General features: G+C 69.6%; 18 protein-coding genes and 1 pseudogene. 5 read left to right on the top strand and 14 right to left on the bottom strand.

From position 1 onward, the window contains the following. Positions 1–3: 3 nt before the first annotated feature. The 5 genes from SK803_RS10235 to SK803_RS10215 form a co-directional block, all read right to left on the bottom strand. Complete coding sequence (locus SK803_RS10235) at positions 4–822, bottom strand: carbohydrate ABC transporter permease (RefSeq protein ID WP_319965593.1); 819 nt, start codon at positions 820–822, stop codon at positions 4–6. Then, on the bottom strand, positions 819–1,715 hold the full coding sequence (locus SK803_RS10230; protein WP_319965592.1) for a carbohydrate ABC transporter permease: 897 nt from the start codon (positions 1,713–1,715) through the stop codon (positions 819–821). The genes SK803_RS10235 and SK803_RS10230 overlap by 4 nt, the downstream gene beginning before the upstream one ends. After that, positions 1,712–2,995, bottom strand: coding sequence for an ABC transporter substrate-binding protein (locus tag SK803_RS10225; RefSeq protein WP_319965591.1), 1,284 nt, complete (start codon positions 2,993–2,995; stop codon positions 1,712–1,714). The genes SK803_RS10230 and SK803_RS10225 overlap by 4 nt, the downstream gene beginning before the upstream one ends. 89 nt (positions 2,996–3,084) lie before the next feature. Then, entirely contained in the window at positions 3,085–4,068 is a 984-nt protein-coding gene (locus SK803_RS10220) for a LacI family DNA-binding transcriptional regulator (protein ID WP_319965590.1), read from the bottom strand. A 2-nt stretch (positions 4,069–4,070) separates the two neighbouring features. After that, positions 4,071–4,958, bottom strand: a complete 888-nt coding sequence (locus SK803_RS10215) for a LysR family transcriptional regulator (RefSeq protein ID WP_319965589.1) — start codon at positions 4,956–4,958, stop codon at positions 4,071–4,073. A 92-nt stretch (positions 4,959–5,050) separates the two neighbouring features. Between SK803_RS10215 and SK803_RS10210 the strand changes: the two genes are divergently transcribed. From SK803_RS10210 to SK803_RS10190, 5 genes are all read left to right on the top strand, one after another. Then, positions 5,051–6,280 carry an aspartate aminotransferase family protein gene (locus tag SK803_RS10210; protein WP_319965588.1) on the top strand — a complete coding sequence of 410 codons (1,230 nt, stop codon included), beginning with the start codon at positions 5,051–5,053 and terminating at the stop codon, positions 6,278–6,280. Positions 6,281–6,364: 84 nt separating this feature from the next. After that, positions 6,365–7,378: a sensor histidine kinase gene (locus SK803_RS10205; RefSeq protein WP_319965587.1), complete on the top strand. Its 1,014-nt coding sequence runs from the start codon at positions 6,365–6,367 to the stop codon at positions 7,376–7,378. Next, complete coding sequence (locus SK803_RS10200) at positions 7,375–8,001, top strand: response regulator transcription factor (protein WP_319965586.1); 627 nt, start codon at positions 7,375–7,377, stop codon at positions 7,999–8,001. Before SK803_RS10205 ends, SK803_RS10200 begins: the two co-directional genes overlap by 4 nt. 138 nt (positions 8,002–8,139) lie before the next feature. After that, positions 8,140–8,649 (top strand): VanZ family protein, encoded by a 510-nt coding sequence (locus SK803_RS10195; protein ID WP_319965585.1) that lies wholly within the window; start codon positions 8,140–8,142, stop codon positions 8,647–8,649. Further along, positions 8,646–9,833 carry a glycosyltransferase 87 family protein gene (locus SK803_RS10190; RefSeq protein ID WP_319965584.1) on the top strand — a complete coding sequence of 396 codons (1,188 nt, stop codon included), beginning with the start codon at positions 8,646–8,648 and terminating at the stop codon, positions 9,831–9,833. Before SK803_RS10195 ends, SK803_RS10190 begins: the two co-directional genes overlap by 4 nt. On the opposite strand, the gene SK803_RS10185 is transcribed toward SK803_RS10190, so the two are convergent. The 9 genes and pseudogenes from SK803_RS10185 to SK803_RS10145 all read right to left on the bottom strand — a co-directional run bounded on the left by SK803_RS10185 (position 9,764) and on the right by SK803_RS10145 (position 20,099). Then, on the bottom strand, positions 9,764–9,916 hold the full coding sequence (locus SK803_RS10185; protein WP_319965583.1) for a hypothetical protein: 153 nt from the start codon (positions 9,914–9,916) through the stop codon (positions 9,764–9,766). The two genes, SK803_RS10190 and SK803_RS10185, sit on opposite strands and share 70 nt — an antisense overlap. Positions 9,917–9,935: 19 nt before the next feature. Beyond that, positions 9,936–10,286 carry a hypothetical protein gene (locus SK803_RS10180; protein WP_319965582.1) on the bottom strand — a complete coding sequence of 117 codons (351 nt, stop codon included), beginning with the start codon at positions 10,284–10,286 and terminating at the stop codon, positions 9,936–9,938. Positions 10,287–10,352: 66 nt separating this feature from the next. Continuing rightward, complete coding sequence (locus tag SK803_RS10175; protein ID WP_319965581.1) at positions 10,353–11,141, bottom strand: ANTAR domain-containing response regulator; 789 nt, start codon at positions 11,139–11,141, stop codon at positions 10,353–10,355. A 416-nt stretch (positions 11,142–11,557) separates the two neighbouring features. Then, on the bottom strand, positions 11,558–11,947 hold the full coding sequence (locus tag SK803_RS10170) for a carbohydrate-binding protein (RefSeq protein ID WP_319965613.1): 390 nt from the start codon (positions 11,945–11,947) through the stop codon (positions 11,558–11,560). A gap of 24 nt (positions 11,948–11,971) precedes the next feature. After that, positions 11,972–13,780, bottom strand: a pseudogene (locus SK803_RS10165) (glycoside hydrolase family 3 protein); the annotation flags it as partial. Positions 13,781–13,909: 129 nt separating this feature from the next. Continuing rightward, complete coding sequence (locus SK803_RS10160; protein WP_319965580.1) at positions 13,910–14,455, bottom strand: SMI1/KNR4 family protein; 546 nt, start codon at positions 14,453–14,455, stop codon at positions 13,910–13,912. 35 nt (positions 14,456–14,490) lie between these two features. Beyond that, on the bottom strand, positions 14,491–17,361 hold the full coding sequence (locus SK803_RS10155) for an ATP-binding protein (protein WP_319965579.1): 2,871 nt from the start codon (positions 17,359–17,361) through the stop codon (positions 14,491–14,493). A gap of 57 nt (positions 17,362–17,418) precedes the next feature. After that, complete coding sequence (locus tag SK803_RS10150) at positions 17,419–17,643, bottom strand: hypothetical protein (protein WP_319965578.1); 225 nt, start codon at positions 17,641–17,643, stop codon at positions 17,419–17,421. Between the two features lie 56 nt (positions 17,644–17,699). Then, positions 17,700–20,099, bottom strand: a complete 2,400-nt coding sequence (locus tag SK803_RS10145; protein ID WP_319965577.1) for a type 2 lanthipeptide synthetase LanM family protein — start codon at positions 20,097–20,099, stop codon at positions 17,700–17,702. Positions 20,100–20,348: the final 249 nt, after the last annotated feature.

Genomic DNA, 20,348 nt, shown 5'->3' with positions numbered 1-20,348 from the left:
GTTTCATCCCTTTAGGGCGCCGGCGGCGATGTTGCGGATGAAGTGGCGAGCGCCGATCAGGAACACGATCACCAGCGGCACGATCGCCACCAGCGTCCCGGCCATCACGACGGCGTAGTTCTTCAGATACAGGCCGTTGAGCTGCGACAACGCCACCTGCAGCGTCACGTGGTTCGAGTCGATCAGCACGACCAGCGGCCACAGGTAGTCGTTCCAGGTGTTGACGAAGGTGAAGATGCCGAGGAACGCGAGCGCGGGCCGCAGCACCGGCAGGCCGACCGAGAGGTAGGTGCGGAAGAAACCCGCGCCGTCGACCCGTGCGGCCTCCAGCAGCTCGTCCGCGATCGCGCCGCGGGCGTACTGGCGCATCCAGAAGATCCCGAACGCGTTGGCCGCCGCAGGGATGATCAACGCCTTGAGGTCGCCGACCCAGCCGAACGCCGCCATCAGGTCGAACTGGGGGATCGCGGCGAGCTGCGTCGGCACCACGAACGTCGCCAGCAGGATGCCGAACAACACGTTGCTGCCGGGGAAGTCGTACTTGGCGAACGTGAAGGCCGCGAGCGAGTCGAAGAACAGCACCAGCAACGTGGTCGCGATCGCCACGACCAACGTGTTGAGCACCGAGCCGAAGAAGTCGACCTTCGCGAACACCTCGCCGATGTTCTCGAGCAGATGCCCGCCGAACCAGAACTTCGGCGGCGTCGAGTAGATGTCCGCGGTGGTGTTGGAGGCCATCACCACGAGCTGGTAGTAGGGGAACAGCGTGATCAGCGCACCGATCGCCAGCGCGAGACATGTCAGCAGACTGCCCGGTTTCACCGCACATCCCCCTTCAAGCGCGGCGGGCGCTGCACGAGCCGCCAGTTGAGGATCGAGAAGAGGACGACGACCACGAAGATGCCCCACGCGATGGCGGCGCCGTAGCCGAAGTCGTTGTCCGCGAAGGCGGTGTTGTAGAAGTAGAGGACCATCGTCATCCCTGCGCCCTCGGGGCCGCCCCGGTTGCCGAGCAGGATCTGCGACTCGGTGAAGATCTGCAGCCCGCCGATCGCCGACATCACGACCGAGAACAGCAACACCGGGCGCAGCAACGGAAGCGTGACCCGGAAGAACGTCTGCACGGGCCCGGCGCCGTCGAGCTCGGCGGCCTCGAAGACGTCCTGGGGGAGTGCCTGCAGACCGGCCAGCAGGATGATCGCGTTGTACCCCGTCCAGCGCCAGATGATCATCAACGAGATCGCGATCCTGATCGCCCACGGGTCGCCCAGCCACTGCACCGGATCGACGCCGATGAGGCTCAGGAACCAGTTCAGGACCCCGAACTCGTTGGAGAAGAACGATCCGAACACCAGCGACATCGCGACGATCGACGTGACGTTCGGCAGGAAGTAGGCCACCCGCAGGAAACCCTTGTGGCGCACCGAGGAGTTCAGGCCGAGCGCGACGAGCATCGACAGGACCAGCATCGGGACCGTGGACATCACCCAGATGATCAGGGTGTTGCCGATCGAGTCCCAGAACGCGGTGTCGGTGAGCAGGAACCGGAAGTTCTCCAGTCCCACGAACTTCATCGGGCTGACGCCGTTCCACCGCTGGAGCGACAGCCACAGCGAGTACAGGATCGGGTAGACCCCGAACACGGCGAACAGCACGAAGAACGGCGCGATCGCCAGGTACTGCGGCGCGTATCGCCATTTCCTGTTGACGCTCATGCGAGCACCCCCTGACGGCGCAGCAGCCGTTCGACGGCGGTGTTAGCGTCTTCCCAGGCGCGTTCCGGGTCCTTGCCCGCGCTCTCGACGTTCGTGAGCTCGTCGGTGTACGTGTCGCTGATCGAGATGTCGTACGGCGAGAAGTAGACGGGCTGGACTTCCTCGGCGATCTTGCCGAACACCTCGATGGTCGTCTGGCCGCCGAAGAACTCCTCCGGCGCCTGCACCCGCGGGTCGTCGAACGCGGCGGGGCTCGACGGGAACAGCCCGAGCTCCAGGTAGGCCGCCGCGAGGTTTTCCGGCGACAGCAACCACTTCACGATCTCGTACGCACCCTGCGGATCCGGGCAGTACTTGGTGATCGCGAGGAACGACCCGCCCTGGTTGCCAGGACCGCCGGGCGCCCGGCACACGTGCCACCTGCCGGACGTGCCCGGCGCGGACTGCTTGAGGTTGCCGGTGATCCAGGAGGCGTTGACGAACGCGACCTCCTTGCCGTTGTTCCAGGCCGCGAGCCGGTCGACGCCCTCACCGCCGGCCGAACCCGCATAGCCCGCCGTGAGTCCCATCTGGAACGCCCTGACCGCGCGGTCCCACGCCCGCCGCACCTGTGACTGGTCCGCGAGATAGCGGTTCTGCCGGTCGAGGTACTTCTGCCTCTCCTGCGCCAGCGAGTAGGTGAAGACCATCTTCGTGTCGGTGATCAGATAGCGGCCGGGCAGCTTCTCCTTGACCCGCATGCCGAACTCGAAGTAGTCGTCCCAGGTGGACAGTGCCTGGGCGACCGCGTCGGGTTCGCTGGGCAGCCCGGCCTCGGCGAACAGGTCGTGCCGGTAGTAGAGCGCGGCGGGCCCGATGTCGATGGGGAAGCCGAGCTGGAACCCGTCGGGACTGCGCCCGGCCTGCCACTTCCACGGCAGGTAGTTCTTCTCGTCCTGCGCGGCGCCGAGCGCGTTGAGGTCGGCGAACCGGTCGGTGGCGGAGAAGTACGTGGAGATGCCGTCGCCGAGCATCGTGATGTCCGGCAGGTAGGCCTCGCCGGACAACGCGGCGAGCAGCCGCTGGTTCAGCTCGCCGCTGATCTTGGACGGCGTCAGTTTCTGGGCGGGAAAGCGCCGCACGGCCTCGCCGAGCACCTTCTCCGACACACCGTTGGTGGAGTACCAGAGCGTGAGGCGGCCCGGGTTGGCCGTGGTCGGGCTGGAACACGCTCCTGCGCCGAACGCGGTCGCGGCCACTGCCGCGGTTCCGGCGAGGAACCTGCGTCGAGTCAACGTCATCGGGGACCCTCCGAGGAGCCCGTGAACGCTCCCGTGAACGTTCACGGCGTGGCGCGAAGCATGAGCCGAACGAGTGAACGTGTCAAGGGTCAGGCAGAGTCGCGGACTAAGAGAGTGGCGCTGACCTGCAGTTCCTCTGGCGGCAACGGAGGCTCGCCCGCGAGCAGCCTGCCCGCCTGGTCGATCGCGAGCGCGCCGATGCGGGTGGTGTCCAGCGCGACGCTCGTCAGGGCCGGATCGACGACGGTGCCGAGCTGGAGCCCGTCGAACCCGATCACGGCGAGGTCCCCCGGCACGGCCAGGCCCAACCGCCGTGCGGCCCTGAGCGCGCCGATGGCGACGACGTCGTTGTAGGTGAACACGGCGGTGAGATCGGGATGCCGGCTCAGCATCTCGTGCAACGCCTCGGCGCCGCCGTCGACCGACTGCACCGCGTTGCCGACCACCGGGGCGTCGAGTCCGTGCGTGGCCATCGCGTCGGCGAACCAGCCGCGGCGCAGGCTCGGCTCGGCGCGGCCGGCGTGGTCGAGCATGCCGATCCTGCGGTGACCCGCGGCGACGAGGTGGTCGACGGCCTCGTGGACGCCCTTCTGGCCGTCGATGCGGATCGAGCTGAATCGCGGCGTGCGGTGCTCACGGCCGATGAGCACGACGGGGATGCCGCTGAGGTGCTGGTCGAGCTCGGCCTCGTCGAGGCTGAAGTAGCCGACCACGGCGTCGACCTGGGACACGACGACCTCGATCGTGCGCCGTTCCTCGTCGATGCTGTCGGCGGTGTCGTACACGATCACGTGCCAGTCACGTGCGCGCGCGGCCTCCAACGCACCGTGCGCGACCTCGGTGAAGAAGGGGTTGAGCAGATCGGGGATCACGAGGCCGATGGTGGTGCTGTCCTGCCGGACGAGGCCTCTCGCGAACCGGCTGGGCCGATATCCCAGCTCACGCGCGGCGTCCAGAACGCGCTGCTTGGTGCTGCCGTCGATCTCGCCCTTGTCGTTGAGGGCCCGCGACACGGTCTGCCGCGAGACCCCGGCGATCCGCGCGACGTCGTTGATCGTGACGCGCTTGCCCATGATCACCTCTCGTCCGACTGCGACAGGTTACGCAGGGATTGGAGGGTATGCAGGGCGTCGAGCACCACTGTGATCGCGGCGCGCGAATCCCGCCGCACCGCCGCGGTGATCCTGCGCGTCACCGGCAGCTCCCGGGTGACCACGTCGAACCGCGGGTCGACGGCCAGCGCGGGGAGCACCGCGACCGCCAGCCCGGCCTCGACGTGCTTGAGCGTCAGCATGTAGTTGCTGAACCGGCCGACCACCCGCGGCTCGAACCCCGCCTGCCGGCACAGGCGCGTGGCCAGGTTCGCCATGTACGAGCCGGGGATGTCGAACGCCCACGGCTCGTCCTTGCACGCCGCGATGTCGTTCTTCGGCTGGCCGGGCGGCGTGACCAGCACGATCGGATCCGCGCCCAGCGGCACGACGTCGATGTCCGGTGGCACCGGCAGCTCGACGAAGTCGGTGGTCGTGATGATCACGTCGACCTCGCCGGCGAGCAGCGCGGGCATGCTCGCGTGCGGTTCGAGCTCGACCAGTTCGACCTGCAGGTGCGGGTGGTCGAGGTGCCCGATCGCGGGCACGGCCAGGGTGTGGATCGAGCTCTGGAACGCGCCCAGCCGCACGCGCCCGGACGGCTCCTGGCTGAGCTCGCGCAACTCGGCCTCGACGGCGTCCATCTGGTCGAGGATGGACCGCGCCCGCCGCGCCAGGATCAGCCCGGCCGACGTGAGCCGCACCCGCCGCCCGGTCCGTTCGAGGAGCTGGGTGCGCGTCTCGTTCTCGAGCACCGCGAGCTGCTGCGACACGCTCGAAGGGCTCAGGTTCGCGGCCTGTGCCACGGCCCGCACGGTGCCCAGCGCGTCGAGCTGGCTGAGCAGCCGCAGTCGCCACGGGTTCAGCGTCATGCTGTGCAGTGTGGTCTTGTGCAGGATATCCGAACAGTCAGAGTGGAATTGTGAGATGGACCTGATGCTCGGCGGGTCCTAGCGTCGATCGCATGGACACCTTCTGGGACGACGTCGATCGCCACCTCGTCCGCTACGGCGGAACGTTCACGCGCGAGATCATCGACAGCGCGTCGGGGAGTTTCCTGTTCACCGAGGACGGCCGCCGCGTCCTGGACTTCACGTCCGGGCAGATGAGCGCCATCCTCGGCCACTCGCACCCGCGCATCGTCGAGACCGTGCGGCGCCAGATCGCGAACCTCGACCACCTCTTCAGCGGCATGCTCAGCCGCCCGGTGGTGGACCTCGCCCGCCGGCTCGCCGGGACGCTGCCTCCCTCTTTGTCGAAGGTGCAGCTGCTCACGACCGGCGCCGAGTCGAACGAGGCCGCGCTGCGCATGGCGAAGCTCGTCACCGGCAAACACGAGGTGGTCGCGTTCGCCCGCTCGTGGCACGGCATGACCGCGGCCGCCGCAGCCGCGACCTACAGCGCCGGCCGCAAGGGCTACGGCCCCGCCACGCCCGGCAACTTCGCGATCCCCGCGCCGGCCGGTGACTGGCAGGCCCAGCTGGACCTGGCGTTCGACCTGATCGACGCGCAGTCCGTCGGCTCGCTGGCCGCGTGCATCGTCGAGCCGATCCTGAGTTCCGGCGGAGTCCTCGAACCGCCCCTGGGCTACTTCGCCGCGTTGCGGCAGAAGTGCCGCGAGCGCGGGATGTTGCTGATCCTGGACGAGGCCCAGACCGGCCTGTGCCGCACCGGAACCTGGTACGCGTTCGAACGCGACGGCGTGGTGCCGGACATCCTGACGCTGTCGAAGACGTTGGGCGCCGGCCTGCCGTTGGCCGCCGTGATCACGTCGGCGGAGATCGAGGAGGAGGCGCACGCCCGCGACTACCTGTTCTTCACGACGCACGTGTCCGATCCGCTGGTCGCCGCGGTGGGCAACACCGTGCTGGACGTGCTGGTCGAGGAACGGCTGGACGAACGCGCGGCCAAGCTGGGCGCGTTCCTGCGCAACGGGCTCGACGACATCGCGGCGCGCCACTCGCTCGTGTCGGACGTGCGGGGACGCGGCCTGCTGGTGGGACTGGAGATCGCGGACGAGTCGCTGAGCGCGCCGATCACCCAGAAGTGCCTGGACCTGGGGCTGCACATGAACATCGTGCAGATTCCGGGGATGGGTGGGGTGTTCCGGATCGCACCGCCGTTGACCGCGTCGGAGGAGGAGCTGGCACTCGGCTTGAGCATCCTGGACGAGGCGATCGGCGCCGCCTGCTGAGTGTGTCGGTCGTGGCCAGATGGCCATCCGGCTCGGTCGGAAGGTCGAGGCCGGGTGGTCAGCCCACCTCGTACGATCGCCGCCGTGGGGGTAATTCTTCGGTGGCCGTTGCTCGCGACGGCGTTGGTGTGTGCGGCGAGTGTCACGGTCACCGGGCTGGTCAGCGGCTTCAGCCGAGCGTTCATGATGGGTGGTCCAGGCGTCTCGACTCCGCCGGTGCTCGGCCATCCGCTGATGAGCCTCGCCGAGTCCGTCGTGTTCGTGGCCTGGATCTTCGTGCTGACCTGGAAGGTGCCGCCTCGGGTCGCCTGGGTGTGTGTCGCCGCACTGTTGCTGGTCAGCGCGCACGCGCAGTACTTCCGCCTGTCGTACCTCTACTACCGCACCGATACCGTGCAGATGGCCCTGCTGGCGGGAGCCGTCGCGGCCGGGGCCGGGGTGGTGCTGCGGATGCGGGACCGCTCTCGGGCAGCACTGGCGGCCGCCGCGGAGGAACGTGCCCGGCGCGACGAGCGGCTCGACATGGCGCGAGAGCTGCACGACGTGGTGGCGCACCACGTGACGGGCATGTTGGTGCAGGCACAGGCGGCGCTCGTGGTGGCCGAGCAGGACAAGGACAAGGCGTGCGAGCTGTTGCCGGGCATTGTGGACGGTGGCACGGACGCGTTGGGAGCCATGCGCGCGATGGTCAGGACGTTGCGCGACAACGGTGCCGCGACCGCGACCGGAGATCTCACGTCCGACCTGCAGCAGCTCGTGGAGAAGTCTGGACTGCCGGTGCGCACGAGCATCGAGCTGACCGAGGACGTGCGGCCGGAGCTGGGACGGTCGGTGCTCAGGCTGGTGCAGGAAGCGTTGACGAACGCCCGCAAGCACGCTCACGACGCAACGAACGTCGAGGTGGACGTGCGCCTCACGTCGGCGGCCGTCCTGCTGTCCGTTGTGGACAACGGCACCACGAGGCCCGCGCACTCCGGCGGGTTCGGGCTGGTCGGCATGCGGGAGCGGGTGCACGAGCTGGGCGGACGGTTCTTCGCCGGCGCCACCGGCGAGGGCTGGCTGGTCACCGCCGAGCTGCCGCTGGAGGTGCGCGCGTGATCTCCGTGCTCATCGCAGAGGACCAGGACATGGTGCGGGCCGGGTTCCGGCTGATCCTGGAGGCGCAACCGGACGTCAGCGTGGTCGCGGACGTGGCGGACGGTCTCACCGCCGTGCAGCGCGCGAAAGAGCTGATGCCGCAGGTGTGTCTGGTCGACGTGCGGATGCCGGGCCTGGACGGCCTGGAGGTGACGCGGCGGCTCGCCCCGCACACCCGTGTCGTTGTCGTCACGACGTTCGACAGCGACGACGTGCTGAACAAGGCGCTGGACCTCGGCGCCTGCGGGTTCCTCACCAAGGACGCCAGTCCCGGGCTGCTGGTCGAGGCGGTCAGGTCGGCGGCGCGAGGTGACGTGCTGGTGTCGCCGCAGGTCGTGCTCCGGGTGCTGCGGCGTTCGGTCCCGCCCGTCGCGAACGCCGACGCCGAAGTGCTGAGCCCGCGCGAACTGGACGTCGTGCGGCACGTCGCACAAGGCCTGAGCAACAACGAGATCGCCTCCGCGTTGCGGGTCTCGGTGTCATCGGTGAAGGCCTACCTGGCGTCGGTGCAGGCCAAGGTGGGTGCGCGCAACCGCGTCGAGATCGTGGCGTGGGCGTTCCGCTCGCACGTGGTGGCCGGCTGACCTCGGCCGAACGGCCGACCCGGGCCGAGGTTGGCGGCCGGACGGCCAGAATCTTCCGGCTCGTGAGCCGATCCGGCCGCACCCTTCGAACAGCAGGCTCGTCCACATCGGATTTCCGGGTGGACGAGGGGATGACCTGTGCTGGAACAGGTGGGGTGGGCGTTCGGCGCGATCCTGAACGCGCTGGCGAACCCGCTCATCGCGGGCGGTGTGGTGGTCGGGGGAGGCGCGCTCGGGCTGGGCGGGTGGTTCGCCGCACGGAGGTTCTGGTGGCGGCCCGTGCCGTCGGTGCTGGCGGGGATCTCGCTCGGGATCGTCCTGGGCGTGACGTTCTCGCGCGCGCTGCCGGACTGGGCGGGCCAGGAGTTCTGCCACCTCAACGGTTTCTCGTTGTACGGCTCGGCAGAACTGTTGAACGCCTTGCTGTTCGTGCCGCTGGTGTTCTTCGCGGTGCTGGCCACGCGACGGCCGCTCGCGGTGCTGGGTTCGGCGGTGGCGTTGAGCGCCGTGATCGAGATCGTGCAGCCGCTCACCCGCCGTGGGCTCTGCGAGACGCAGGACTTCTTCAACAACAGCGCGGGAGCCGCGGTGGCCGCTCTCGTCGCGGCGGGCGTGCTGGCGCTCGAACGTTCGGCGGTGGCCCGATGAACGCCGTCCTGACCCGTGTCGATCTCCGCAAGGTCTGGGCCGTCGTGGCGGCCGGACTGCTCGTCTGGATCTTCGCGCGCAGCTTCGGCTCCGGCGTCCTCGACCTGCGCGTGTACCTCGCGGGCGGCGAGGCGTGGCGCTCCGGCACCGACCTCTACACCGCGGACTTCCAGGGCCCCAACGGATTGCCGTTCACCTACCCGCCGTTGGCCGCGATGCTGTTCAGCGGCCTCACCCCGCTGCCGTTGCCGATCATCGCCGTCCTCTTCACCGCCGCCGGCATCGCGCTGTTCACGGCGGCCTGTCACGTGGCCGCCCAACGACTCCAGGTGGGCTGCGGTCTGGCCGCGCTGTGCCTGCTGCTCGAACCCCTCCGCGGCGGCCTCGACCTGGGCCAGATCAACATGATCCTGATCGGCCTCGTCGCGGCCGACTGCCTGCTCCCGCGCACCCCGTGGCCACGGGGAACGCTCGTAGGACTCGCCGCCGCGATCAAGCTGACCCCGGCGATCTTCGTGCTGTTCTTCCTGTCCCGCAAGCGATGGCGGCCGGCGTTGACCGCCGTCGGCACCTTCGCCGGCGCCGGCCTGGTCGGCTGGGTGCTCGCGCCGGGCCAGTCGAAGCAGTTCTGGTTCGACGCGATGCTCGACCCGCAACGCGTGGGTGGCCTCGCCTACTCCGCCAACCAGTCGTTGCGCGGCCTGCTGTTCCGCCTCGGCGCGCCGGAGTCCGTCTGGATGGTGCTCTGTCTCCTCGTGCTGGCCGCCACGGTTTTCCTGTTGCCACGGCTGCGCGACGACCTTACCGCGCTCCTCGCCGTCGCCGCCGCGGGATTGCTGATCTCACCGGTGTCGTGGTCGCACCACTGGGTGTGGATCGCGCCGGCCCTGTTGCTGCTGCACGGCTGGGCGAGGATCGCGGTCGCGGGCGTGTTCGCGCTCGGCCCGCACTGGCTCCTGCCCACCGCGGGCGACAGGGAACTCGCGTGGGCCTGGTGGCAGCACCTGATCGGCAACGCCTACGTGTGGCTGGCCCTGGCGTTCCTCGTCTGGTGCGCGGTCCAGGCCAGGCGGGATCGCTCGCCGGCCCGCGGCGATGCCGGTGACCCCGCCGGTTACTTGACCGGCACGGGCAGCTTGCCGAGCAGTGCGCGCGCCTTCCGCAGGATGTCGGCCTCGTCGTGACCGAACTCCGAGAGGTAGTGGCGCAGCGCGTGCCGGAGGAGGACGAGCTCCTCGTCGGTCAGTTCCAGGGCGATGGTACCCATGCCTCCATGTTAGGCCTGCTCACGGCATTCCGCGTGCTGGCAGGGGCGTGGCCACGATCCTGGCCGAGATCGAGGCAGGCGGTACGGCGAGCCCCGGCCCGCCCGCGTCGACCCAGTCCGCCACGCCGTGCACCGCGTCGTCGTCCAGCACGGATCCCACCCACACCGGTTTCGCACCCGCGGCCCGTGCGGCCGGAGTGGGCTGCACGACGACCACGTTCGACACCTCGCACGCGTCCAGGCAGTCGGCGACGCGCACCGAGGGGAGGCGTTCACGCAGCACTTGGAGCTGGCGGTCGTGGTCGACGTCGGGGTGCTTGCGTTCGGTGCCGCAGCAGCATCCCCGGCAGACCGTGATCCGTGACGTCATGATCTTGTTCTACCCACTCGGCGACCGGCTGGGGTGAGAACGTGCAGCAGATCTCAGCGGCGACGATCAGGAACTGGCGACGGAGTCGAGCAGGTTCTTGGCGACGTCGCGCAGCTTGACGTTCTCGTGCTGCGACCGACCCACGAGCATCTTGAACGCCTCGTCGGCGGAGCAGGAGTGCACGGCCATCAGCACACCCTTCGCCTGGTCGATGGTGCCACGCGACGTCAGTGCCTGTTCCAGGTGGTTGATGCGCTCACGAGAGCGCTGCCACCTGGTGGCGCTGGTGATCGTCGCCGACGCCGCGGTGGTGAACAGCCGCATGAGGCCTTCGTCGAACGGGTCGAAGGCCGCCGCCGTGTAGCTGTAGATGTTCAGCGTGCCGACGTGCTCCTGGTCAGCGACGTCCGTGGAGGGCAGCACGACCGGCACCGACAGGTAGGCGCGGAAGCCGTGCTCGGCGGCCGCGGTTTCGAACTCCGGCCACGTGTCGAGGTGTTCGCCGACGACGGCGCGCACCGGGCGCAAGGTGTGCGCGGACTCGAAGCACGGGCCGCGGTTGGCGCTGTACTGTTTCTCGTCGACCTCGACGAGCTGGTCGTTCGTGGCGGCCGCGGTGCGCGGCTGTTCCAAGGTCACCACGGAGACCGTCACGGCGTCGGCGTCGGGAATCGCTTTGGCCGCCGTTTCCGCGAGTCGCTGGAGGGCGTTGTCCAGCGACTCCTCGCCGGTGAAGGCGTCGCGCAGTGACTCGAGCGCCTCGGCGGTCTCGTCCAGGCGGACCACCGGGTCAGGGCGATCACCGTGGAGCGATCTGGCACCTGCTGGTGGGGACGTGCGCGTCTCGTCGGCCATGCCGCGACACCTCATTCATGCGATGAGAGCAGAGTCGACGGCGCCTGCTGCTTGACGTCGTTCAGCGCATGGTACGACTGTTGATCGCGCAGGGCTTCATCCGCGGGGGTCAATCGTGAGCCGCGGCCCAACCGGGACGGCATCGGGTAGCTGGAGTGTTCAACTCCCCGAGCCGAACCGGCCGGTCCATCCGAAGGTGGGCCTACCGTGCTGACGCGCGCGTGCACGGTGCTGACTCAGTACCCGGCGGACGCCCATCTCATCCCTCCACCCCTGAACCCGGCGTTGCCTGGTCGCGTCGACGGCGTGAGCTAGGGCCCGCCCCTCTGCGCGGCAGTGGGAGTTCTCAGAGCACGCCGCCGGGGTGCGAGTGGGCTGAACGGGGCACCCGCCTGGAGCCCCGTTCAGCCCACCGGCTAGCGAGCGAACTGGAACCAGTTCACGTTCGCCAGGTCTCCACCCGTGCCACCGGTCGCCACCAGGTAGAGCCGGTGCACACCGGTCGCGCCGGACGCCGTCGCGGTGCGGCTGGTCCACGTCTGCCACCCGCCGGTGCTCGCCGCGGACACCGTGGCGACGAGGGGACCGGTCGGGCTGTCGAGCCGGTACTGCAGCGTCCCGCTCGCGGTCGATCCGGACGCGAGGCGCGTGGTCACCGAGGTCGGCGGCGTGGCACCGAAGTCGACGTCCGCGTAGGCCACGTAGTCGCCCGGCGTCAGATAGCCGACGTTCTGACCACAACCCGAGTCCGTGCACCGCTCGACCTGCGTGCCGCGCTGCTCGTCGTAGTACGAGGCACCGATCAACGCGTAGGCGTTCTGCGAGGCGGGGTACTGGGCGCCGGACCCGTAAGCGAACAACGGTGTTTTGCCGTCACCGACGTTGATCGGCTGCTGGCTCGCGCTGGACATCCACGTGAACGGCAGTGTGCCGGTCGGCTTGTAGTCGCCGAACAGCACGTCCGCGACGCCGTTGCCCTCGGTGCCCGGCAGCCAGGCCGCGACCAGTGCGTGCCAGCCCGAGAGCTGGGCCGCGATGTCCAGCGGCCGTCCGGACACGAGCACCACGACCACCGGAACACCCGTGGCGCGCAAGGTGTTCAGCGTCGCGAGGTCCTCGGCGTCGAGTCCCATGCCGCCGGGCCTGTCGCCGACGCCCTCGGTGTACGGAGTCTCACCGATCACCGCGATGGCGGCCTGGTACGAGCCGTCGATGCCGGTGCCGTTGCGGTTGTAGGTCACCGTGGTGCCGGTCGACACGGCCGAGCGGATGCCCTGCAGCACAGTGGTTCCCGGCGTGACCGGACCGCTGCCGCCCTGCCAGGAGATGGTCCAGCCACCGCTCTGGTAGCCGATGTTGTCCGCGCTCTTGCCCGCCACGAACAGCTTCGAGGAGGTCTTCGACAACGGCAGCACGCCGTTCTGGTTCTTCAGCAGCACCTGCGACTTGCGCACGGCCTCGCGCGCCAGCGCCCGGTGCGCCGCGTTGCCGACGGTCGGCGTGTACGAGCGGTCGGTCAGCGGCTTCTCGAACAGCCCCAGCTCGAACTTCTTGGTCAGGATGCGGCGGTTGGCGTCGTCGATGCGCGACATCGGCACCCGGCCCGCCTGCACCTCGGCCTTGAGCAGCGTGATGAACGAGCGCCACGCGGTCGGCACCATGATCATGTCCAGGCCGGCGTTGATCGAGGCGCGCACCTCGGCGGCGGTGAAGCCCGGCTGGCCGTCGATCTGGTCGATGGCGTTCCAGTCGGACACGACCAGGCCGCTGAAGCCCAGCTCGTTCTTCAGGACGTCGGTGATCAGGTACTTGTGGCCGTGCAGCTTCGTGCCGTTCCAGCTGCTGTAGGTGATCATCACCGAGCCGACCCCGCGGGCGATCGCCTCGCGGAACGGCGGCAGGTGGGTCGCGCGCAGCTCGGCCTCGCTGACCTGCGTGTTGCCCTGGTCGTCACCGTCGATCGTGCCGCCGTCGCCGATGTAGTGCTTGGCGGTCGCGAGCACCGAGCCGGGATCGGAGAGCTTGGCGCCCTGCAGGCCGGTGATCATCGTCGTCATCGACGTCGCGTTCTCCGGCGTCTCACCGAACGACTCGTAGGTGCGGCCCCAACGGTCGTTGCGCGCGACGCACAGGCATGGCGCGAAGTCCCAGTCGATGCCGGTGCCTGACACCTCTTCCGCGGTCGCCCGGCCGATCCGCTGCACCAGGCCGGGATCACGGGTCGCGCCGAGTCCGATGTTGTGCGGGAACATCGTGGCGCCGACGACGTTGTTGTGCCCGTGCACGGCGTCCACGCCGTAGATCATGGGAATGCCCAGCGGCGTGGCCAGCGCCGCGTGCTGGAAGTTGTCGTACATGTTCGCCCACGACGTGGCGTTGTTCGGCGAGGGCGCGGAACCGCCACCGGACAGCAGCGAACCGATCCGGAAGTTGGTCAGATCGGCGTTGCTGACCGCGTTGCGCTCGGCCTGCGTCATCTGCCCGACCTTCTCGTCGAGCGACATCCGGCCGAGCAGATCCGCGACGCGCGCGGGAATCGGCTGCGCCGGATCCTTGTAGATAGGATCGGCCGCGGCGGCGGTACCGGTGGGGATGACGGCGGCACTGAGCAGAAGTGCGGCCGCGAGGAGCTTTCTCACGGGGCAGACCTCCGGGGGCGAGGTCCTGTTTACCTTGTGGCACAACAGGGTTTTCCGAGCGTAACCTGCGTTCACAAAGTGGTATAGACCACCGGGGAACCGGAACGAGAACCGGTTCCCCTCAACGCTCTAACGACACCAGGACTGGACCGTCTCGGTGAAGTCCGGGAATTCCGCTCGCGCCGCCGCGAGCACTTCCGCGGGTGTGCGCGGCTCGACACCGGAGTACTTCTCGGCGACAGCGCGCAGCTCCTCGTGCGGCACGCCGCTGTCCGACCCGAACTCCACGGCCTCCTGCGGTCCGACCCCGCCCGCCAGCAACCACAGGAACTCGCCCAGGCTCGAAGCGACGACCCCGACCTCGCCCTCGGAACCGAAGAACGCCACCGGCTGCTCGGCCGGCGGACGCCCAGGCCGCACCAGCCAGCAGGCCGCGAGCCCGCCCGTGCCGTCCTGCCCGAACACCCGGAACGCGTCACCGTCGAGCTCCTTGTTGCCGGTCCACGACCTGATCCAGTCGGTCGTCTCCTCAGCGGAGTCGAACTCGTCGTAGGGCTCGTAGTCGATGTTGGTCGGCGCCGGGTCCTCGGTCTTCTCGTCGTAGTCCCAGGGGAACTCGATGCCGCTCAACGCGGCCAGTGCGGCGGGGAACGCGCGGTCGTCAGTGATCTCCACGCGGGCACGGTACTTCAACGGATCAGGCCTGACGGTCAGTCCGGCCGTCCCGTGGCGAGCTTGCCGAGCGCGAGCCTGTTGGTCAGGCCCGTCTTCGTCAGCAGGCTCGACACGTGCTTCTCCACCGTGCGCGGAGAAACGTGCAGCTGCGCGGCGATCTCGTTGTTCGCCAGCCGCGCACCGAGCAACCGCATCACCTCGTACTCGCGCACCGTCACGCCGGCCAGCCGCAACTCGTCCGGCACCTCGTCGGTCCCGGAGCGGCGCTGCGTCACCCGCACACCCATCTGCCGCAGCTGAGCGCGGCAAGCCCCGGCCACCGCGGCGATCCCGGCGTCGTGGAAGTAGTGCTCGGCGGTCCGCAGCCACGCTTCCGGATCACCCCAGCCGTCCCGCGCGGCCGCCTCGCCGACGAGCCGCAGCCCGAGGTGCCTGGCCATCGGGTAGAGCATGCCCACGTCGGCGCTCTCCACGACCTGGGTCCGCGCGGCCTCCGCGTCACCTGCCGCGCCGGCCAGCACCGCGGAGGCCAGCAACGCGAAGTGGTGGTCCCAGCGCAGCCCGGCGGCCGGGTCCGCGACGGTCTCCTCGTACTCGGCGCGGGTCAGGTCACCGTCGACGGCCCGCAGCAACAGGGACAGGCCGAGCCTGCCGGTCAGGTGATACGTCGTCGGGGTGGCACGTTCGGCGGCCAAAGCCTGGGAGAGGTCCGCCCGCGCCCGCGGTCGGTCCTCCTCCAGCAGCGAGCAGAACGTCGCCGCCAGGCCGTACAGCCGGGCGGTGTGCTGTTCGCCGCCTGGTTCGCTCAGCACCGACCACGCTTCGGTCAACGTTGTCCTGTCGCCGCGATGCCCGGCCAGCACGGCCCGCAGCACCGCCATGAACTGGCCGATCTCCTGGAGCCCCAGACGTTTCGCGGCCGAGGAGACGTCGTCGATCAGCAGGGAGGCGGCCGCGTGGTCGGCGCGCAGCACCAGTTGCAGGCCGATGTTGACCTCCGACTGGTACCGGGCGATCACCGCGCCGATCCGGGACGCCAGGTCGCGCGCCTGCTCCAGCCTGCCGATCTCGCCATCGCGCAGCGCGTCGTTCAAACCCAGGCGCACCAACGCGTGGATCTCCCAGATCGGCAGGTCGTGCGCGATGGCGAAGGCCCGGCTGCGTTCCAGATAGGCCGTCGCCTGCGCCGGATCACGCCGTCGCGTCAACGCGCCGAGCAGTTGCCACGCCTGGCACGCGACGACGGGCAGCGGCACCCGTTCGGCCACGGTCGCGGCGCGCAGGGCGACGGACTCGGCACGGTCGAGGCTGCCCGGTTCGGAGCGGTCCAGTTCCAGGTGCGCGGCCACCACGTCGATCGGCGCGGACGCCTCGGCGGGCGCGCCGGAACCGAGCAACGCCCGCGCGACCTCCACCTGGGCCAAGCCGTCCGACGTCCGCCCGGCCAGGTTCGCCGCCCACGCCAGCTGCGTGTGCAGGCGGGCGCGGTGCGCGCGGTCGAGCCCGGAGCTGTCGAAGCTCATCGCCAGCGCGCGATCCACCTGACCGGCCTCGGTCAACGCCAGCAGCTGGGCCTCCAGCGCCTCGAACCGCTGCACGGGCTCGTGCACCAGCTCCAACGACCGGTCCAGCAGCGTCACGGCCGACTGCGCCGCACCCTGGGCCAGGGCCCGCCGGCCCGCTTCCGCGTACAGGGAACCGGCTTCCGAGGTCTGGCCGGCCGCTTCCCGCAGGGTCGCGCACAGGTGACACCAGTCGCCCGGCACGCCGGGGTAACGCTTCTCGACGGCGTCCGCCGCGCGCCGGGCGAGATCGGCCTGAACCTCTTCGGGAATCAGGGTGAGGACCGCGTCGGCCACCAGCGCGTGCGTGAAGAGGTACCAGTCGGGCGTGTGGTCGTCGGGCCCGATCAGGTGGGCTACGGGCTCGCTTTGCAGGTACCGCAACAGGGTTCGGTAGTCGAGGCCGGTCACTTCGCGCACGACGGTCAACGGGAACCGCAGGCCGATCACCGCCGCGACCGACACGAACTCGCGGGCCTGGTCGCTCAGCCTGCCGAACCGCCCGGCGACGCTGTGCACCAACGCGGACGGGGGAACACCCGCGGCGGTCATGCTCCACACGTCACCCGTGCGCACGAGCTGTCCGTCCGAGACGATCTCGTCGAGCAGTTCCTCGACGAACAAAGGAAGTCCGCCGCTGCCCGCCCACAACAGGTCCAGCGCCGGTGCGGGCAAAGAGCCTTCCAGGCACGCTCCCGCGAGCGCGGACACCTGCTGCTGCCGGAAACGGCGAAGTTCGACGAGCACGGCCGAGTCGCGTTTGCTGGTGTCGCGCGCGAACTCCAGCGCCGCGCTGTCGTCGTCGCGCATCGTCGCGAGCAGCAACGCCGGCTGGTGCGCGATGTTGTCGATGACGTATTCCAGCACTGCCAACGTGTCCGGGTCGGCGTACTGCAGATCGTCGATGACGACGGCGCATCCGCCGTTGCGGCCAACGAGTTCCATCAACCGGAGCACGCCCTCGGCGAGCACGATGAGCGAGCTGCTCGACGCGTCCTCGGCCGGTGCGCCCCAATCGGGGTTGAGGCGGGCCAGGGCAGGCCGGTAGGGACCCAGCTCGTCGATGTCGACGGTGGTTCCCAGACGTTGCAACGACAACAAGGCTTCGCTCAGGCACCGGAACGGGATCGTGCGGCTCATCGCGCTGCCGCGGCCGCGCATGATGCTCATCCCGCTCTGGTAGGCGAGATCTGTCGCGACGGAAGCGAGCCGGGACTTGCCAATCCCGGCCTCGCCGGTCAGGAACACCACCTGACCCCGCCCCGTAGCGACTTTCGCCAACGTCGTCCTGATCAGTTCCAGCTCATGGTCACGACCGACGACGACTGGTGCACGTAATGCCACGTGCACATGAGATCACGACATGCCACGAAATGCTGACATGCGGTCAGATACCGGGAGTCAGTTTTCGCCCGGACGACAGCACGTGGAACCGTTGCCACCGCCGTTGACGGACACGACCGAGTCGAGCACGACGTCCGCGTTGGGCGCGGTGGCGACGGCCGGAGCTGCGGCGATGGCACCCGCGGAGAGGACGACCCCGGTCAGCGCGGCGATCCGCAGGCCGATCTTCCTGGTGGTGGCGCGGGTCGAGGCGGACTGGTCGTGGGTCTCCGAGAATCTCATTGCATCTCCTGTTGGTGAGTAACGGTTTCTTCGTGTTTCCCGCAAACGCGGGAAGATCAGTTTCCGGCTTCGAAAAGCAGGACCGACGGCGTCTGCTCCGGGAATCCCAGGCGCAGCAACCCGATCCCGAGCCCGGCGAGTCCGGTGAGGAGCCCCGGGGTCGGCACGCGGTCGGGGGTGACGCAGCGAGGACCTTCCCGGCGCAGCACAGCCAGCACATCGCCCGTTCGGCGGTGCCGGGTCGCGGCGGACCAGCCGCTCATCGACACGTCCGCATGGCCGAGTTCCCCGTGGCACAAGGACAAGTCGTCGTCCGTCCATTCGGAAGCGTCGTGCTGGCACCACTGGGCCGGACCTGCCGGTCCGTCCGGATACCGCTCGGCCAGCTCGCGTGCGTCCCCGCAGCCGATTTCCGCGTCCACCGCCCGCATCGCCGCCGCCAGACCGTGTTCGGGTTCGAACTCGGCTGCCGTCGCGGCCAGCCGCACGGTCGTGCGGGCCCACCGGGCGACCTCGTCGTCGTCCAGCAGCTTCGCGATCCTCGCGAGCGCGTAACCGATTCCGGCGAACCCGGTCAGCCCGCCCGAGCCGACCGCGGCGATCAGGTCGTTGTTGCCGCGCAACATTCCCAGCAGGTCCGGCACCGCCGCCAGCGCACGGCGGGCCACGTCGGTGTAGCGGCAGACGTCGCTGATCCGGCCGAGCTGGGCGAGGAACAGCGCCACGCCGGTGTAGCCGTGCGCGAGCCCGGCACCCATCGGCAGCACCAGCCACCGGGTGTCGCCGACCGGCTCCAGGCCGATCCAGTTCATCCGGCCGGAGCCGTAGCTGGTCGTGACGATCCGGTCGGCGATCGCGCAGGCGGCGGACAGCACCTCGTCCGTGCCGACCGCGTGCTGCCCGACCTGGCCGGGACCGGCGCCCGTCACCGCGACCCGGCGGGTGGCCAGTGCCGCGGCGATCACCCATTCCTGGTCTTCGCGGTCGAAGTCGTCGAACGCGGCGAGGCACGCCAGCGCGTCCTCCAAGCCGGACGTGGCGAGCACTCCGCCGAGCTTTCCCTTCGAGGACTCCAGATCGTGGCCGTCCGCGCGAGTGGTGAACAGCGGAACATCGCCAGTGTCGAGTTCGGCGGCCTCGAGTTCGGCCAGGCCGGGCAGGAAGTCCGTGGCGCAGGCCGCGGTGAGCGCGTTGAGCCGAATGCCGGGGTCCCGCATGAACTCCGGACCCCGAGTGGCGGTGATCAGTCCGACGTACTGGGCCGTCGGGCGCGGCACCACCCGGACCGGCACGGAGGCGCATGCGGCGAGCACACCGGCGAACTCCGCGCGGTGGAAGGTGATCGCGTCGTAGGTCAGCCGGAACCCGGCCAGCACGGCGTCCGCGTGGTCGGCGGCCTCGACCGGACGGCCCTGCCACGTCGGGCGGTTCGCGGCGCCCGGCAGGACCTCCGGCCTGAGCACCGCGCGCATCCGGTCGGTGCCGGCGTCGAGCCATTCGGTTGTGGCGCCTGAGGTTTCCTGGCCCGCGTCACCGCCGACCGCGGAAATGTCGACGAGCCCGTGCCGCCCGGCGACCGCGGGAAGGATGCCGGTGCGTGCGACCGAACGGCCGAGCGCGACGGTGGCGGGATCGGGCCGTTCGCCGGGAAGCTGCGCCTGGAAAAGGGTTTCCACGTCGATCAGCAGCGGCTGGTCGGCACGCGTGATCACGTTCTGGTGGTGCATGTCGGTGGCCCGCAGCAGGTGCAGCACCGCGAGCAACCCGCCGAGCCGGTGGAAGTACGCGACGGCGTCGCCGCCCGGCAGCGGCGCCGGCTCGACGTGCTCGGTCCAGCCGTACTCGTCCGCTGTCAGCGACTTGACCGTGGCGAGACCGAGGTCCACCAGGTCGTTCACCAGCTCGACCACGTGGGCCAGCGCCAGGTGGGCGTCGACACCGCGCGGCTTGTAGACCACGCGTTGCCCGTCGGCCAGCTCCAGGATCGTGGTGGCGCGCCCTCCCCGGTGGCGGTCACCTCCAGGTTGAACGGCGATGAGCACCGACTGGGCGTCGAGCAGCGTGCCGGTCAACCGGTCCTGGTCCGCGGCGTACCGGGTGGCGATCTCCGTGATCGTCTTCGCCGCGGTGTCGCGTTCCCGGTCCAGTTCCCGGACCAGCACTGGATAGCGCTCGAAGTGGTCGTGGGTGAGGAAGTCCGCGAACCGCTCGCGCTCGTCGTCGCCCGTGAGCGTGGCCCGTGCGAGTTCATGGACGAGAACCGGCGCCGCGAGCCGGGTGAGCCGGGTGGTGAGGCGCTCGGCGCAGGAGGCGATCAAGGCTTCCGGATCAACCGCGGTCTCGGGCAACGCGGCGAGCTCGTGGTGCAGACGGGCGCTCGTCGCGTTCACCCACGGGGCCACGACGTGCGCGAACACGTCCGTGGGAGCGGGTGTGGCGCGGCAGGCGATCTCCATGAGACGAAGCGTGCCAGGGCGGCGCGGGCCGGTCATGCGTGGAGAACACCACCATTGGCACCGGCGTACGTACGCGCCACTACGCATCCTCCCGCACCCCGCTCGCGAACCACTTGAGCGCAACCCGTTCGGCGCGGCCGTCGCAACGCCCCGCACCTGCGACGACGGAATGGTGGTGGCCGCCACGGATGAGATTCGGGCCCCCAGACGGGAGATTTCTCTCGGGCCGCAACGAGGTCCGCAACACCA

Source organism: Lentzea miocenica (assembly GCF_033949945.1).
GTDB lineage: Bacteria > Actinomycetota > Actinomycetes > Mycobacteriales > Pseudonocardiaceae > Lentzea > Lentzea miocenica.
This window is presented reverse-complemented; position numbering and strand designations above follow the sequence as displayed.